The sequence below is a fragment of the Primorskyibacter flagellatus genome (assembly GCF_900176485.1).
GTDB lineage: Bacteria > Pseudomonadota > Alphaproteobacteria > Rhodobacterales > Rhodobacteraceae > Primorskyibacter > Primorskyibacter flagellatus.
The window spans coordinates 69,556-84,966 of sequence record NZ_FWYD01000004.1; the positions used below are offsets into that span (position 1 = coordinate 69,556).

Here is a 15,411-nt window from a genome sequence, read left to right on the forward strand (position 1 = left end):
ATGCGGTGGTTACGTTTCGTCTTTGCCACCTTTCTTAACACGCGCCGAAAATTCCGTCTCTCCCCCCTCGGCCAAGGTTCTTGCCTGCGACACCCATTCGTCGCGGGTCACACGCCCTTTGAAGCCTTCGAGGTTCTCATCGACCCAGGCAATTTCCGCCTCGGACCAGTTTGCGATCTGGTCAAAATGATAAAAACCAAGCGAATTGCACATTTCTTCAAGCTTCGGACCGATGCCCTTGATCTGCTTGAGGTCGTCGGCCTTGCCGTCACGCGGACCATCCAACGCTTCCGGCCGGGAGCCGGAGGTCGAAGACGTATCCGCTGTCGCCGCAGCCTCGTCAGATGGCGCTTTCTTGGCTGGCGCATCACTGCTGTCGGTTGTCCCGGAAGCGGCCGCTTTGCCGGATGTGTCAGATTTCTCGGGCTGGCCGGCCGTATCCGCGGTTCCTTTTTCTGCGGCGGGTCTGGTCTTGGTCGAGTCCGCCGCCTTCGCACTGGCAACGGGCTTGGCCACGGTCTTTGCTTCGGCCTCGCGCTTGTCTATTCCCGTCTCGTCGATCGTCTCATCCGCGCCGGGTTTCGGTTGTTTGGCAGGGCCAGCCGAATCCCGGACCGGTCTATCCACCTTGTTCTGCCAAGGTGCCAGCAAGGGCACTTCGGTGCCGTCGATACGTTTGATCGTATCGCCGATATCCGTCGCAAGCTGGGCGCTCGCGTTATATTTGGTATGGCCGCTGTCATATTCCTTCAGGCTGGTCAGCCCCGATTTCGGTTCCGAGGCAAAACGGCCATTCTGCGGTCCCGGCACCGGCACCTTGCCCGCGGCCAGTTCGTCCAGAATTTCGGCCAGACGTTCGGTCGTCAGATCCTCGTAGTAATCCTTGCCGATCTGCGCCATCGGCGCGTTGGCACATGCCCCGGCGCATTCGACCTCTTCCCAGCTGAACTTGCCGTCAGCAGAAAGCTCGTGCGGCTTATCGGCAATCTTTTCGCGGCACACGGCCATCAGATCCTCGGCCCCGCAAATCATGCAGGACGTGGTGCCGCAAATCTGAATATGTGCCACAGTCCCAACAGGTTGCAGCTGGAACATGAAGTAGAACGACGCCACTTCCATGACCCGCATATAGGCCATGCCCAGCATCTCGGCGACAGCCTCGATCGCAGGGCGGGTCAACCAGCCTTCTTGTTCCTGCGCGCGCCACAGAAGCGCGATGACCGCGCTGGCCTGTCGGCCCTCGGGGTATTTGGTAATCTGGGCTTCGGCCCAGGCCAGATTTGCATCTGTGAAGGCGAAACTTTGCGGTTGGTCGTGATACAGGCGTCTCAGCATGGTCGTTCCTATTGCGTCAGCACGCAGGCGACGGGAATGTTTGGCACAGTCCGGTCGGGGTTTTCTCCGTTCAGCTCGGCCACCAGCGCTTGCTGGCGAATGGCAGAGTCGGTCATGTTGTCAGCGATGAAGCACAGGTAGAGATCCGCGCCCTTCTGCATTCCGAAGGTCGCGCCGCCGGTGCTGCTTGTAGCAAAAGGTTCAAAGCCTTGCGCGGCCAGATCCGACACATAGACAAAATCGCTTTTGCCGGCCTCCGAGGCAAGCGCGGGCGCGGCACACAGAGCCAGTATGCAGCCGATGCGGATCATGCCGCGCAGGCCCCCGTGGTCAGCCGCACGCCGCCATCCGACAGTTTTACCGCCTCTTCGCGGGCCAACTTGTACTCGGTGACCTGAATCACCTGCTCACGCGTCAAACCGGTCTGAAGTTCCACCGGCAGATAGTCGCTTTCGGCCACCATATCGCAGCCGATAGAGGTTACGGCCGCGTCATATGCGGCAATCTGCTCGGCCGACACACCGTCGGGCGGCAGGGCAAGACAGCCGCTCAGGCCAAACGCTGCAATGGTCAAAAGGATCGTCGGTCGCGTCATGGTCATTCCTTCATCGATCAATCTCGCCGAAGACCACGTCCATCGTGCCGATGATCGCCGCCACATCGGCCAGTTGGTGACCGCTGGCCACATAGTCCATCGCCTGCAAATGCAGAAAGCCCGGTGCACGGATCTTGGAGCGATAGGGTTTGTTGCTGCCATCCGACACCAGATACACGCCAAACTCGCCCTTGGGCGCTTCGACGGCGGCATAAACCTCGCCTGTGGGGACGTGAAAGCCCTCGGTATAGAGCTTGAAGTGATGAATCAGCGCCTCCATCGAGGTCTTCATCTCGCCGCGCTTGGGCGGGGTGATCTTGCCGCGGGCCAGAATGTCGCCCTGGCCTTCGGGGGCTTGCAGCTTTGCGATCGCCTGTTTGATGATGCGCAGAGATTGGCGCATTTCTTCCATCCGCACCAGATAACGGTCAAAGCAGTCGCCATTCTTGCCGACAGGGATCTGGAAGTCGAACTCGTCGTAGCATTCATAGGGCTGGGCGCGGCGCAGATCCCAGGCAAAGCCCGACCCGCGCACCATGACGCCCGAGAATCCCCAATCCAGAATGTCCTGCTCGGAAATGATGCCAATATCGGCATTGCGCTGCTTGAAAACCCGGTTCTCGGTCAGCAGTTCGTCAATGTCGTCCAGAACTTTCGGGAACTCATCGGCCCATTCGTCAATGTCGACCAGCAGTTGTGGTGGCAGGTCCTGATGCACGCCGCCGGGACGGAAATAGGCCGCGTGCAAACGCGCACCGCAGGCCCGCTCGTAGAAGACCATCAGCTTTTCGCGTTCCTCGAAGCCCCAGAGCGGCGGCGTCAGCGCGCCCACATCCATTGCCTGCGTCGTCACGTTCAGCAGGTGGCTGAGAATACGCCCGATCTCGGAATAGAGCACCCGGATCAGACTGGCGCGGCGCGGCACCTCGACCCCGGTCAGCCGTTCGATGGCCAGACACCAGGCATGTTCCTGATTCATCGGTGCCACGTAATCCAGCCGGTCGAAATAGGGCAGGTTTTGCAGGTAGGTCCGGCTCTCCATGAGCTTTTCCGTACCCCGGTGCAGCAGGCCGATATGCGGGTCGCAGCGCTCGACGATCTCGCCGTCCAGCTCCAGCACCAACCGCAAAACACCATGCGCTGCAGGGTGTTGAGGCCCGAAGTTGATGTTGAAATTGCGGATCTTCTGCTCGCCCGACTGCGCGTCGGTGCTGCCGTCATCGAATTTGGAGCCGTCCATCATGAACACACCCTTTCGTTTGTGAACCTATGCACATTTCGTAAACGTCGGCAGTCGCCATAAAAATCAAAAGGTTGGGATGTCACTTGAACCTGAGAACACTTCGTATTCGCCAACAGATTTTTTAAAAAAGGCAGAGATCCGGCCAACAGCAGCCCAGCGACCAGTAACTCCAGAACCTCAGTCAGAAACGGGATCATCTCAACGCTTCTCCAACTCTTGCAGCTTCACGCCCATCCACCACAGCAGCGCAATCGTGCCGAGGGGGACAAGACAGGCCGCTGCCCAGTATTTATTTATGCCGAAGAACGGCAGCAGCTTGACCATCGGAATGGCCGTCAATGCCGACAGAACAAGCCACCAGAAACCGCCCATTACTTCGCCTCTTCCTGCTTTTCATCGCCCGGCAGAATGTAATGCGCGCCTTCCCAAGGGGACATGAAATCAAACTGACGATATTCCTGCACAAGGCTGACCGGCTCGTAGACGACGCGCTTCTTCGACTCGTCGTAGCGCACTTCGGTATAGCCCGTGGTCGGAAAATCCTTGCGCAGCGGATAGCCCCGAAACCCATAGTCGGTCAGGATGCGCCGCAGGTCCGGATGACCGGAAAAGAGAATGCCGAACATGTCGAACACTTCGCGTTCGAACCAGTTGGCAGATGCATGCACATCCGTGATCGACGGCACCATCTCGTCATCGCGCACCGCGACGCGCAGGCGAATGCGGTGGTTCTGATACATCGACAGGAAGTGATAAACCACGTCAAACCGCTGCGCCCTCTCGGGATAATCAACGGCGGTGATATCAACGAGGGTCGAGAACTGGCACGTCCGGTCAGCTTTGAGAAACTCGACAAAGCCGACGATGTTGGCGCGGGCCACATCCACGGTCAATTCATCAAAGCTCACATCCCAGGACAGCACGCAATCGGGGCGCTTGATCTCGATATGGGTGCCAAGCTCTTGCAGGGCGGTGGTCATCAGAATGCCTCCGGTGCTGAAAGGTATTTGCCGCAGCGGGCGCTGAATGCGGATGTCGAAATCATCGCATGATCGTCCCGGTCCGGCGGATCTTTTTCTGCAAGGCCATCACGCCATATAGCAGCGCCTCTGCGGTTGGCGGGCAGCCGGGCACATAGACATCCACCGGCACGATCCGGTCGCAGCCCCGCACCACGGAATAGCTGTAGTGATAATAGCCGCCGCCATTGGCGCAGGACCCCATGGAGATCACATAACGCGGCTCCGGCATCTGGTCGTAAACCTTGCGCAGCGCGGGTGCCATCTTGTTGGTCAGCGTGCCCGCAACGATCATCAGGTCCGACTGGCGCGGAGAGGCGCGTGGCGCGGTGCCAAAACGCTCAAGGTCGTAGCGCGGCATTGCCGTATGCATCATTTCAACAGCGCAGCACGCCAGCCCGAACGTCATCCAGTGCAGCGATCCGGTACGCGCCCAGTTGATGATGTCCTCGGTCGAGGTCAGCAGAAACCCTTTATCCTGAAGCTCTGCGTTCAGGGCCTGGGTCGCGACCTCGTTATCGCCACCGGCGGTATTGTTGCCGTAAGGAGCCAGCGCGGAGGGTCCGGATTTGATGCGGTCCGCCTGTTTGCCGTCGCCCTGCACCTCCGTGACAAGCGGCTTGTCGTCGGTCACTCCCATTCCAGGGCTCCCTTTTTCCATTCATAGGCAAAGCCGATGGTCAGCACGCCCAGAAATACCATCATCGACCAGAAGCCTGTCATGCTCACATCCTTGAAGGCCACGGCCCAGGGAAAGAGAAAGGCTATTTCCAGATCGAAGATGATGAACAGAATGGCCACAAGATAGAATCGGACATCGAATTTCATCCGCGCGTCATCGAAGGCGTTGAAGCCACATTCATAGGCCGACACCTTCTCGGGGTCCGGGTTGCGCACGGCCAGAACCACCGCAGCAAGAATGAGCACAAGGCCAAGTCCGATCGCTATGGCCATAAAAACGAGAATGGGGAGGTACTCCCTCAGCATCTCTTCCATGTGACAGGCTCCTTTCAGGTCGCGCCGCAGCGCGCCTTCGCAAGACGGTATGGGCTAGAGCAGGTTCTAGCCCCGGCACCGGTCAGGGTCAACCGCGGGCACATATATTCACGGCACCGAAACGAATTTGAATTTCATCGACTTAGGCCAAGAAATCGCGGCCAGACAACATCGGTTGCGGCAAATTGTCAGCCAGACCGCGAAATCGCCGCGCAGCGTCGGGGTCGCATTGCTCCGGCTGCACGCACATTCCCGCAGGGCTGACCAACGCGCTGGCCCAGACGTAAACCACGCGTTTGTCCGGTCACACCATTGCCGGTGCCGACGCTTGGCATCGCGTCAATCAGCCCTGCGCGACCTCGCGGCAAGCGATGTCAAACTTCTGGCGCGTCGGTTTCCTCTTCAAGCCGGATCACCGCGGCACCTGCCGCGACCTGATCCCCCTCGGCGACCAGCACCTCCGCAACGATACCGTCGCGCGGTGCCTGCAAGGCGTGTTCCATCTTCATCGCCTCCAGCACAGCAAGACGATCACCTCTGGTCACCGCCTCGCCGACACGGGCCGTAACCATCCGGACCAATCCCGGCATCGGCGCCTCGACCAGATCACTGCCACCCGACGCATCCAGCGCCCGTTCCAGCGGATCGACCATCGTAAACCGCTGGCCATAATCGGCAAATACGGTGACGTCGTGCCCGGTGGTGATACAACCATGCCCGGCCTGACCGTCAAAGCGCCACTGCCCATCGACGCGCGTGGCAAGGATTTGGGATCCGTTCACCGTCACCCTGCGTTGATCCCGTGACAGGACCTCGACTGTCGCCGCATGCGCGGTCTCGCCTTGCTCCAGGTCGAACTTGCGGTCGACCGGCGTCCAAAGATGCACACCCTGGACGGCATCGCCCGGCCCCAACAAGCCAAGCAAGGCCAGCGCCGCTTCGGCCACGACGGCATCTGACACTTCGGGCACGGCGGTCAGCGCGTCGATGTCTCGCGCGATCAGCCCGGTATCGACCTCTCCGGCCGCAAATCCCGCATGACGCGCCAGACGTCCCAGAAACGCGAGGTTGGTCACTGTCCCGGCGACTTCGCAAGTCTCGATGGCGCGGGCCAGACGTTTCAGCGCCACGTCCCGAGTCGGACCATGCACAATCAGTTTTGCAATCATCGGATCATACCAGGGGCTGATCTCGTCCCCTGCCCGGACACCGCTGTCAGCGCGCACGCCTTCCGGAAATTTCAGATGCGACAAACGTCCCGTCGCGGGCAAGAAGCCTTTGGGAACATCTTCAGCATAAAGCCGTGCCTCGAAGGCGTGGCCGTTGATGCGCAAGTCCTCTTGCCGGGCGGGCAATGGCTCGCCAGCGGCAACACGGATCTGCCATTCCACCAGATCGACACCGGTGATCGCCTCTGTCACCGGATGCTCGACCTGAAGACGCGTGTTCATCTCCATGAACCAGAACCCGTCAGACCGAAGCCCGCCCGAGCCGTCCACGATGAACTCCACCGTACCCGCCCCGGAATAGCCGATGGCCTCGGCCGCGCGGACCGCCGCCTCGCCCATCGCGGCGCGCATCTGGGGTGTCATGCCGGGGGCTGGCGCTTCTTCGATCACCTTCTGATGGCGGCGCTGCAACGAACAATCCCGTTCGAACAGATGCACCGCGCGGTTGCCGTCGCCAAACACCTGCACTTCGATATGCCGGGGCTGTTGCACGAATTTTTCCACCAGCACGGCATCGTTTCCAAACGCGCCACGCGCCTCGGATTGTGCACTGGCCAGGGCGTCGGCGAATTCCTCGGGCCGCTCGACAAGGCGCATGCCTTTGCCCCCGCCGCCCGCCACGGCCTTGATCATCACAGGATAGCCGATCCGCTCCGCCTCCTGCGCCAGACGCGCGGGATCCTGATCCTCACCGTGATAGCCCGGAACGACCGGCACACCTGCCTTTTCCATCAGCGCCTTGGCCGCATCCTTCAGCCCCATAGCCCGGATCGCCTTTGCGGATGGACCGATAAAGGTCAGCCCCGCCGCCTCTACCGCCTCGACGAAATCCGGGTTCTCGGACAGAAAGCCATAGCCCGGATGGATCGCCTGCGCGCCCGTCGCCTCTGCCGCCGCGATGATGGCATCCCCGCGCAGATAGCTGTCAGCCGGGGCCGCCCCGCCCAAGCTAATGGCCGTATCGGCCATCGCCACATGCGCAGCCCCCGCATCCACATCAGAATGTACCGCCACGCAGCGAAGCCCCATGGCTTGCGCCGAGCGTATCACCCGGCAGGCAATCTCGCCCCGGTTGGCAATCAGGATCGTGTCGAACATCGCATTTCCTCCGCGCGCTTCACGCATGTTGTCTTTTCATACCGCCAGAACACAGGTTGCCCCACCCGTCGCCCGGCGATCCGTCCCGCAACGTTCTGCCCAACAGGAGCGGCACAGACCGACCGGGCAAAGCCCCGGCACGGGCGCGGGGTGGGCGGGTGGGCGCGCCCGTGCCGGGGCGACGGGTGCCACCGCTCACATCCGGAAGACACCAAAGCGCGTCTCCTCGATCGGTGCATTCAGCGCCGCCGAAAGCGACAGCGCCAGTATATCGCGCGTCTTGCGCGGATCGATGCAGCCGTCATCCCAAAGCCGCGCCGAGGCATAAAGCGGATGCGCCTGGCGCTCGAACATCTCGACTGTCGGGCGCTTGAATTCCGCCTCCTCCTCGGCAGACCAGGTGCCGCCCTTCCGCTCGATCCCGTCGCGTTTGACCGTGGCAAGAACGCCGGCCGCCTGTTCCCCGCCCATGACAGAGATCCGGCTGTTGGGCCAACTCCACAGGAAGCGCGGCTGATAGGCGCGCCCGGCCATGCCGTAATTGCCCGCGCCGAAGGATCCGCCGACCAGCAGCGTGATCTTGGGCACGCTTGTCGAGGCCACCGCCGTTACCATCTTGGCGCCATGCCGCGCGATACCCTCGTTTTCGTATTTCCGGCCGACCATGAATCCGGTAATATTCTGCAAGAAAACCAGCGGGATACGACGCTTCGAACACAGCTCGATGAAATGCGAGCCCTTCTGCGCGGCCTCGGAAAACAACACGCCATTATTGGCGATGATCCCGACCTGAACGCCCATGACTTCGGCAAACCCGCAAACCAGCGTTTCTCCGAAGCGCGGCTTGAATTCATCGAACCAAGACCCGTCGACGACGCGCGCAATCACCTCGCGGATGTCATAGGGTGTTCGCAGGTCAGCAGGCACGACACCCAGAATCTCTGCCGGATCATAGGCCGGATCGGCCCCGCCCGGCAGCGCAAGAAACGGCGCATTCTCGGGTCCGACAAGGCTGCGCACGGCACGACGCGCCAAAGCCAGCGCATGCGCGTCATCCTCGGCCAGATAATCCGCCACGCCCGACAGCCGCGTGTGCACGTCACCGCCGCCCAGATCCTCGACCGAGACAACCTCTCCGGTCGCGGCCTTGACCAAAGGTGGACCGGCCAGAAAAATCGTGCCCTGCTCGCGCACGATGATCGTCACATCCGACATGGCCGGCACATAGGCACCACCCGCCGTACAGGACCCCATGACGACAGCGATCTGCGCGATGCCCTTGGCGCTCATCCGCGCCTGATTGTAGAAGATCCGTCCGAAATGGTCGCGATCCGGAAACACCTCGTCCTGATTGGGCAGGTTCGCGCCACCGCTATCGACAAGATAGATGCAGGGCAGATGGTTTTCCTCGGCGATCTCCTGCGCGCGCAAATGTTTCTTGACGGTCATCGGATAATAGGTGCCGCCCTTCACGGTGGCATCGTTGCACACCACCATGACCTCGCGCCCCTCGACCCGGCCGATCCCGGCGATCACGCCGGCCGCAGGGGCCACGCCATCATAAAGCCCATGCGCTGCCGTCGCGCCGATCTCCAGAAACGGCGAGCCGGGATCAAGCAGGTTCGCCACCCGGTCCCGCGGTAACATCTTGCCGCGGGACAGGTGCCTTTCGCGCGCCTTTTCTCCGCCGCCTGCCGCAGCCTGTTCCGCCGCCGCACGGATAACCTCCAACGCCTCCAGATGGCCCTTGGTATTGGCCTTGAACGCGTCCGAGGACGGGATCGCCTGGGATTGAATCTTCATGGTGCAGTCTCCGTTACGGACAGGGGCGCGAATTGAGGGACGGCCTTCCAGGCGCGGCGGCGATCATTCGTGACGACCGTCACCCCATCGCTCCCATCATCTCGCGGCCCACCAGCATGCGGCGGATCTCGGACGTCCCAGCGCCGATCTCCATCAGCTTGGCGTCGCGGAACAGGCGCGCGACGGGGGCGTCTTGCAGAAAGCCCGCACCGCCCATGGCCTGCACGGCCTGATGCGACTGAACCATCGCTTGCTCGGACGCGTAAAGACAGCAGGCCGCCGCATCTTGCCGCGTCACGTCACCCCGGTCGCAGGCCTTCGCGACCTCGTAGACATACGCGCGGGCAGAGTTCATCGCGGTGTACATATCCGCGATCTTGCCCTGCATCAGCTGAAAACTGCCAATCGGTTGGCCGAACTGTTTCCGCTCTGCCATGTAGGGCATGATCTCGTCCAGACAGGCGGCCATGATACCGGTGCCGATGCCTGCAAGCACCACACGCTCATAGTCCAGCCCGGACATGAGAACGCGCACGCCGCGACCCTCTTCGCCCAGTATGTTCTCGAACGGCACTTCCACGCCGTCAAAGATCAACTCGGCCGTGTTGGACCCCCGCATCCCAAGCTTGTCGAAATGCGGCGAGGTGCTGAACCCGGCCATCGACCTTTCGATCAGGAACGCGGTGATGCCTTTCGACCCGGCATCCGGATCGGTCTTTGCATAGACAACAAGCGTCTCGGCATCCGGGCCATTGGTGATCCAGTATTTATTGCCGTTCAGCACAAACCGGTCATTCTTCTTCTCCGCCCGCAGCTTCATGCTGACAACGTCGGACCCTGCCCCTGCCTCTGACATAGCCAGCGCGCCGACATGTTCGCCCGAGATCAGGCCGGGCAGGTATTTGCGCCGCTGCTCATCCGTGCCGTTCAGCTTGATCTGATTGACGCACAGATTGGAATGCGCGCCGTAAGACAGGCTGACACTGGCAGAGGCGCGGGCGATCTCTTCAACCGCGATCACATGCGCAAGGTAGCCCATGCCTGCACCGCCGTACTCTTCCGGCACGGTGATCCCCAGAAGGCCCAGATCGCCCATCTCGCGCCACAGCTCCGCCGGGAAGGTGTTGGAACTGTCGACCTCGGCCGCGATCGGCTTGACCCGCTCCTGCGCCCAGCGATGCACCATCTCGCGCAGCGCATTCACGTCCTCACCAAGATCGTATTGCATGACAGCGTTGTACACAGGCGCCTCCCCTCGCTTTATTGAACACTTGTTCAAATACTACGCGTCCCGGGTCTTCCGGTCAAGCGTTCTGGTCGATCACAAGGAACCGCAACGCTGCATGGCGCGTTGGAATGCCAAACGGGAATGATGAAAGGTAAGCAGCAATGGCACAGATGGAAAAGAACCTGAAAAACGACTTCTGGACCCGCATCGAGAACGTGCAGGCGGGCATGATGACTGCTGAAGGCGGACGCGCGGTTCCGATGTCGCCCATGGCGGACAGCGACAATAACGCCGTCTGGTTCATCACCGCCCATGGTACAGACGTGGCGGACGCGGCCGTGCGTGGAAGCTCGGCAACGTTTCTGGTGGCGGACCCAAAGGCGAATATCTACGCCAGCGTGATTGGTCATCTGGAAATTGTCGACGACGCTCAGAAGCTTGACGAACTGTGGAACGCGGTTGTCGCGGCATGGTTTGAAGAAGGCCGCGACGATGATAAGGTGCGCCTGGTAAAGATGACCCCCACCACGGCAGAGATCTGGGCCACGGATGGCGCGGCAGGCTTCCTGTACGAGATTGCGAAAGCGCATATGAGCGACGAGAAACCCGATATGGGTGATCATGGCACGGTGACCTTTTGATGGGTCGCCTGCGTGTTGCCGCCCTGTTGTCCTGTCTGCCGCTGCTTGCCCAAGCAGAGCAGGTGGGCGAGATCGGCGTCGACTGGGTTGGCAATGACATCATCATCGAGGCCGTTGCCGACCCGCAAGTCGAGGGCGTGACATGTCACATCGCTTATTTCGACCGTGGGTTGATTGATCGTCTGTCAAAGGGCAATTGGTTTGAGGATCCGTCAAACGCCTCGATCGCGTGTCGCCAGACCGGACCGATCACACTGGGCGACATTGATCGTGACGAGAGCGGCGAAGACGTGTTCCGCACCTCGCGCTCGATCATCCTGAAAAGCCTGCGGGTCAAGCGGATCTATGACGAGGCGAACCGCACATTGATTTACGTCGCCCACGCAGCAGAGTTGACCGACGGGTCGGCTAAAGTGGCGATCTCTACCGTGCCGCTGTATCAACCGGGCCAGTAGGTTCGGCGACCTGACCCAGGCAAAGGCATTAAAAGGGAAAGGACAGCTATGTCTCTTTTCCCGAAATGCCTTGTCATGCGCAGATCTCGCGCGCACCGCCGGGGTGTTCCGGGTTGGTTTGGCATCCTGCCCTCATATGGCTGAAAACCACGGCCAGCCAGCGCGAAACGTCGTCAGTTTTTAAGCAGTTCAGAGGCGAGCCGCGTGACTGTCCGGTCCAACTGCGCCACCGAGGATTCCCGGCAATCCGCGAGGTTCAGGATCATCAGCCAGTCCGTCAACCCGCCATGCACCTCGCGCCAGTAAACCGGCCAGAGGAACTCAAACCCTGCGCGCTTGTTGCGCAGTCGGGCGACCATCAACTCCTCCTGACACTCCGGCGATTGGATATATTCGGGGCTGAGCAAGCACAGGACCCTGTCGCTTTCGGCAAGCGCCTCATCGATGCGGGATTGATAGGAGACGCCGATGGGAATGTCGCGGCGGAACTCGAAAACCTTGACGCCGGGCGACGCCATGTGGAAGCCATCAAGCACCCGCCTTGCCGCTTTGGCGTCTGTTGACGAATAACTCAGAAAGATCTTTTTATCATACCCGACAAGTTCAGGCGCATCCAACTTGTCGAATTGTCTGTTCGACGACGGCACCAGACCGAGCCTGGAAAGACTGTCTCTGATCCACCAGACATAGAGACCCGCCACCAATCCTACGCCGATCGCCGCCGACACGATCGCAGTCCAGGATGGCGGCCAGACGGACCGGTATTGCAGGTCGATCACTGCGACGAGGAAAAAAGGAGCAATCGTCATCAGCGCGAATAGAAGGGTTTTGGTTCTTGATTGCCCAAGTCCGAATACGCGCTTCCTGCGGACTTCCAGTCGATAAGCGGGCAAAAGACCCAATAGCATCACGCCGAGAAGTCCCAACGACAGCAGGTCAACTGCATCGGCACCGATCAGGACCCACGACAAGCCAGACAGCGCGAGCGCCACCAACAACGCGAACTGTAGGCTGACCGACCCGCGAGAACGGCCACGCGAACTCCACACGGCGGAGTCGAAGCCGGCTTGCTGACCGCTTACCGGAACGTCGGCTTCCTTAAGGTTATCGTCTTCAAACGCAAATTCCGACGCGACTGGCGCAAACGTCCCCGAGGCTGGCGGATCATCTTCCTTGAACTCGGAAAAAGCCGCTTTCATAGCAGCTGCCTTTGGCGCGTTATGCGCCACGATATACAGCGTCGAGATCGGCAGCCCAAGTTGCAGCCAGCGCGTTGCGGCCTCCAGCAGCGGCGCCATCATCTGACTGTCGCTCCAGCCCGCATCCCCCGTGGCAAGCAGCGGCATCGCGACAGAGTGATCGCGGTTTTCGTCACCATCCAAAGATTCGAGAAACGGAAACAAAGCGCGAAACAGCTCTCCAACCACGACGGGCGGCGCGCCGAGCGTTTGTGGCTCGAAACAGACCAACCGGTCAAAGCCCGCAGCCTCCACCGGGCGCGACAGCCACGCACCGCTTTCGGCGCGCAGATCCATCGCTTTCATGCTGGCAAGCTCTGCCACGGACACGCCGTTGCGCGCCAACTGTCCGACCATAGAGGTCGGCGTCGGCGTATAATCGCCCGGAAAGGCCGAGATCACCAGAAGATCAACCCGTTGCGCCGCATCAATGCGTGCAAGATTGCCCTGCGCCAGAACAATGCTGCGCGTCTTGCCGTTTACGACTACGTCAATCCGGTCCAGTTCTTTCAACATCGCTTCAGTAAAGCAGCGAGAGATGTGCCGCACAAGCGTGGCATGAGGCGCGGAGTGTCACGCGGCCTGCCAGACCGCGCTGACCTCGGCCCGGATGATACGGGCGATCAGCGCGCAATCCTCCAGACTGAAGGTCAAGGGCAGACGCAGATCCACGATCCCCGCCAGAACGCGGTCGGTGGCGGGCATGGCTTCCGCATCCGCGTAGCGCCAACTGTCATAGCGAGAGGTATAGCCTGCGGGTTCTGGCGCGCCGAACCACTTCAACTCCACCCCGCGGGCGGCACAGCGGCGCAAGACATCCGTCACCTTTTCTGCGGGCCAGTCGAGCAGAAGGAACTGGAACGACGACGCGACAAAGCGCTCTTGTTCCGACCGCGAGATCAGCCGCAGACCCGCCGTGTCGCGAAGCCCTTCTTCGATCACTGCGTATCGGGCGTTCCAGCGTTCTTTCTGCGCCTCAAGCTGGCGCAGTTGCGGCCGCAGAATCGCGGCGCGCAGATTGTCCATTCGGCCCGAAATGTTGGGCGTGTCGTATTTCGCCTGGGCAAATGCCTCTGGCGGCGGTCCGGCAAGGTGCCGGTCAAACAGCATATAGGACCCCGACAGCATCACCGCTCGCGCCATGACGTCCGCATCATCGGAGACCAGAAAGCCGCCCTCGCCGGAATTCACATGCTTGTAGGTTTGCGTGGAATAGCAGCCGATCAGACCGTGGCGACCGGATGGCACGCCGGCCCAGTCCGCGCCCATCGTATGCGCGCAATCCTCGATCACGGTCACGCCGTGCGCGTTGCAGATCGCCATAAGCGCATCCATGTCGCAGATATGCCCGCGCATATGGCTGAGCATCAGCACATCGGCGCGGTCCAGCTTGGTGCGCAGATCCTCCAGGTCGATCACCAGATCCTCTGTCACGCCGACGAAAACCGGCCGCGCCCCGACGCTGGCAATCGCCCCCGGTACAGGAGCCAAGGTAAAGGCATTGGTCAGCACCCGGTCGCCCGGTGCCACCCCTGCTGCACGCAGCGCCGTGGCCAGCGCATAGCCGCCCGAGGCGACGGCAAGGCAAAACCGCGCGCCGGTCATGCGGGCGAAATCCTGTTCCAACAACGCGGTTTCGCCCGCCTCGCCCTCGGCCACGTTGTAACGGTGCAGGCGCCCGCTGCGCAGCACCTCCAGCGCGGCGGCGATGGCCTCTTCGCTGATCGGTTCCTGCTGGGTGAAACTGCCGGTGAAAATTTCGCTCATGTCGCAATCTCTCGTCAGCGCGCGCATTGGTCAATCACGGAATGCGCCGGTTGGTCAGGTGATAAAGTCTGGCGGCAGGTCACGCCGCCACGACCGGCAGCAGACGCGCGACAAGCGCGGGCAGGTCGTCATAATGCGCAAGCAGCTCTTCCGGCTCCAGCGCGGCAACATCCCCACCCGTGGGTCCAAAGGTCACCAGCACGCAAGGCACCCCGGCGGCGCGGGCGGTTTCCCGGTCGGTCGTGGTGTCGCCAATCAGGCAGCTTTGCGCCACCGACCCGCCTGCACGCTCGACCGCCGCGACATAGGGCGCAGGATCAGGTTTGCGCACCGGCAGGGTATCGGCCCCGATCATCGAGGCGAACGCATCGCGCACCCCCAGCCGGGTCAGCAAGGTATCGGCCAGCCTTTCGGGTTTGTTGGTACAGATCCCCACCCGCACACCGGCGTCGCGCAGGGCCGTCACAGCCTGCATCGCGCCGGGATAAAGCGTCGTGTGAACGTCAATGGCCGCGCCATAGGCCGCCAGAAGTTCCGGATACCAGCGCTCAACCTCACCGTCCGAGTGTTTTTCCAGCCGCGTCAGCCCCAGCGACAGCATCGCCCGGCCGCCGTGAAAAGCCGTGGCGGCATCGGCCACCGGATCCAGCACATCGCCCGCCCCCATCGCCCGAAAGCAATGGTTGGCGGATGCAATCAGGTCCGCGCTGGTATCCGCCAACGTGCCATCAAGGTCGAAAATCACTGTCCGCATTGTCTGTCCC

General features: G+C 61.4%; 16 protein-coding genes. 2 read left to right on the top strand and 14 right to left on the bottom strand.

Going from position 1 to position 15,411, the window contains the following annotated elements:
* Window positions 1-9 precede the first annotated feature (9 nt).
* The 11 genes from B8991_RS08340 to B8991_RS08385 form a co-directional block, all read right to left on the bottom strand.
* Complete coding sequence (locus B8991_RS08340) at window positions 10-1,335, bottom strand: NADH-quinone oxidoreductase subunit E (RefSeq protein WP_084352393.1); 1,326 nt, start codon at window positions 1,333-1,335, stop codon at window positions 10-12.
* Window positions 1,336-1,343: 8 nt separating this feature from the next.
* On the bottom strand, window positions 1,344-1,646 hold the full coding sequence (locus B8991_RS08345; protein WP_084352395.1) for a hypothetical protein: 303 nt from the start codon (window positions 1,644-1,646) through the stop codon (window positions 1,344-1,346).
* Window positions 1,643-1,930 carry a hypothetical protein gene (locus tag B8991_RS08350; RefSeq protein WP_143514534.1) on the bottom strand — a complete coding sequence of 96 codons (288 nt, stop codon included), beginning with the start codon at window positions 1,928-1,930 and terminating at the stop codon, window positions 1,643-1,645. The genes B8991_RS08345 and B8991_RS08350 overlap by 4 nt, the downstream gene beginning before the upstream one ends.
* 10 nt (window positions 1,931-1,940) lie before the next feature.
* The gene (locus tag B8991_RS08355; protein WP_084352718.1) at window positions 1,941-3,170 is read right to left on the bottom strand and encodes an NADH-quinone oxidoreductase subunit D; all 1,230 of its coding nucleotides are present in this window, start codon (window positions 3,168-3,170) and stop codon (window positions 1,941-1,943) included.
* Between the two features lie 201 nt (window positions 3,171-3,371).
* The gene (locus B8991_RS21430; protein WP_179141447.1) at window positions 3,372-3,545 is read right to left on the bottom strand and encodes a hypothetical protein; all 174 of its coding nucleotides are present in this window, start codon (window positions 3,543-3,545) and stop codon (window positions 3,372-3,374) included.
* Window positions 3,545-4,153: an NADH-quinone oxidoreductase subunit C gene (locus B8991_RS08360; RefSeq protein WP_084352399.1), complete on the bottom strand. Its 609-nt coding sequence runs from the start codon at window positions 4,151-4,153 to the stop codon at window positions 3,545-3,547. The genes B8991_RS21430 and B8991_RS08360 overlap by 1 nt, the downstream gene beginning before the upstream one ends.
* 61 nt (window positions 4,154-4,214) lie before the next feature.
* A complete protein-coding gene (locus B8991_RS08365) occupies window positions 4,215-4,832 on the bottom strand; it encodes a NuoB/complex I 20 kDa subunit family protein (protein WP_235866583.1) in 618 nt (205 codons plus the stop codon).
* Window positions 4,823-5,188, bottom strand: a complete 366-nt coding sequence (locus tag B8991_RS08370; protein ID WP_084352401.1) for an NADH-quinone oxidoreductase subunit A — start codon at window positions 5,186-5,188, stop codon at window positions 4,823-4,825. Before B8991_RS08370 ends, B8991_RS08365 begins: the two co-directional genes overlap by 10 nt.
* Before the next feature lie 374 nt (window positions 5,189-5,562).
* The gene (locus B8991_RS08375; protein ID WP_084352720.1) at window positions 5,563-7,515 is read right to left on the bottom strand and encodes an acetyl-CoA carboxylase biotin carboxylase subunit; all 1,953 of its coding nucleotides are present in this window, start codon (window positions 7,513-7,515) and stop codon (window positions 5,563-5,565) included.
* A 195-nt stretch (window positions 7,516-7,710) separates the two neighbouring features.
* Window positions 7,711-9,318, bottom strand: coding sequence for a carboxyl transferase domain-containing protein (locus tag B8991_RS08380; RefSeq protein ID WP_084352403.1), 1,608 nt, complete (start codon window positions 9,316-9,318; stop codon window positions 7,711-7,713).
* 79 nt (window positions 9,319-9,397) lie between these two features.
* A complete protein-coding gene (locus tag B8991_RS08385; RefSeq protein ID WP_084352405.1) occupies window positions 9,398-10,561 on the bottom strand; it encodes an isovaleryl-CoA dehydrogenase in 1,164 nt (387 codons plus the stop codon).
* A 146-nt stretch (window positions 10,562-10,707) separates the two neighbouring features.
* Here B8991_RS08385 and B8991_RS08390 point away from each other — a divergent pair, with 146 nt between their 5' ends.
* Complete coding sequence (locus B8991_RS08390) at window positions 10,708-11,187, top strand: pyridoxamine 5'-phosphate oxidase family protein (protein ID WP_235866584.1); 480 nt, start codon at window positions 10,708-10,710, stop codon at window positions 11,185-11,187.
* Window positions 11,187-11,642 (top strand): CreA family protein, encoded by a 456-nt coding sequence (locus tag B8991_RS08395; RefSeq protein WP_084352406.1) that lies wholly within the window; start codon window positions 11,187-11,189, stop codon window positions 11,640-11,642. Before B8991_RS08390 ends, B8991_RS08395 begins: the two co-directional genes overlap by 1 nt.
* 173 nt (window positions 11,643-11,815) lie before the next feature.
* Here the strand turns inward: B8991_RS08395 and B8991_RS08400 are convergent, their stop codons facing one another.
* From B8991_RS08400 to B8991_RS08410, 3 genes are all read right to left on the bottom strand, one after another.
* The gene (locus B8991_RS08400; RefSeq protein ID WP_084352408.1) at window positions 11,816-13,396 is read right to left on the bottom strand and encodes a toll/interleukin-1 receptor domain-containing protein; all 1,581 of its coding nucleotides are present in this window, start codon (window positions 13,394-13,396) and stop codon (window positions 11,816-11,818) included.
* A 57-nt stretch (window positions 13,397-13,453) separates the two neighbouring features.
* Entirely contained in the window at window positions 13,454-14,647 is a 1,194-nt protein-coding gene (locus tag B8991_RS08405; RefSeq protein WP_084352410.1) for a DegT/DnrJ/EryC1/StrS family aminotransferase, read from the bottom strand.
* A gap of 79 nt (window positions 14,648-14,726) precedes the next feature.
* On the bottom strand, window positions 14,727-15,401 hold the full coding sequence (locus B8991_RS08410; RefSeq protein ID WP_084352412.1) for an HAD-IA family hydrolase: 675 nt from the start codon (window positions 15,399-15,401) through the stop codon (window positions 14,727-14,729).
* Window positions 15,402-15,411 lie beyond the last annotated feature (10 nt).

Coding starts and splice junctions, on each gene's coding strand:
- B8991_RS08340 (WP_084352393.1), bottom strand. CDS start 1,335: ATGCTGAGACGCCTGTATCACGACCAACCGCAAAGTTTCGCCTTCACA.
- B8991_RS08345 (WP_084352395.1), bottom strand. CDS start 1,646: ATGATCCGCATCGGCTGCATACTGGCTCTGTGTGCCGCGCCCGCGCTT.
- B8991_RS08350 (WP_143514534.1), bottom strand. CDS start 1,930: ATGACGCGACCGACGATCCTTTTGACCATTGCAGCGTTTGGCCTGAGC.
- B8991_RS08355 (WP_084352718.1), bottom strand. CDS start 3,170: ATGGACGGCTCCAAATTCGATGACGGCAGCACCGACGCGCAGTCGGGC.
- B8991_RS21430 (WP_179141447.1), bottom strand. CDS start 3,545: ATGGGCGGTTTCTGGTGGCTTGTTCTGTCGGCATTGACGGCCATTCCG.
- B8991_RS08360 (WP_084352399.1), bottom strand. CDS start 4,153: ATGACCACCGCCCTGCAAGAGCTTGGCACCCATATCGAGATCAAGCGC.
- B8991_RS08365 (WP_235866583.1), bottom strand. CDS start 4,832: ATGGGAGTGACCGACGACAAGCCGCTTGTCACGGAGGTGCAGGGCGAC.
- B8991_RS08370 (WP_084352401.1), bottom strand. CDS start 5,188: ATGGAAGAGATGCTGAGGGAGTACCTCCCCATTCTCGTTTTTATGGCC.
- B8991_RS08375 (WP_084352720.1), bottom strand. CDS start 7,515: ATGTTCGACACGATCCTGATTGCCAACCGGGGCGAGATTGCCTGCCGG.
- B8991_RS08380 (WP_084352403.1), bottom strand. CDS start 9,318: ATGAAGATTCAATCCCAGGCGATCCCGTCCTCGGACGCGTTCAAGGCC.
- B8991_RS08390 (WP_235866584.1), top strand. CDS start 10,708: ATGGCACAGATGGAAAAGAACCTGAAAAACGACTTCTGGACCCGCATC.
- B8991_RS08395 (WP_084352406.1), top strand. CDS start 11,187: ATGGGTCGCCTGCGTGTTGCCGCCCTGTTGTCCTGTCTGCCGCTGCTT.
- B8991_RS08400 (WP_084352408.1), bottom strand. CDS start 13,396: ATGTTGAAAGAACTGGACCGGATTGACGTAGTCGTAAACGGCAAGACG.
- B8991_RS08405 (WP_084352410.1), bottom strand. CDS start 14,647: ATGAGCGAAATTTTCACCGGCAGTTTCACCCAGCAGGAACCGATCAGC.
- B8991_RS08410 (WP_084352412.1), bottom strand. CDS start 15,401: ATGCGGACAGTGATTTTCGACCTTGATGGCACGTTGGCGGATACCAGC.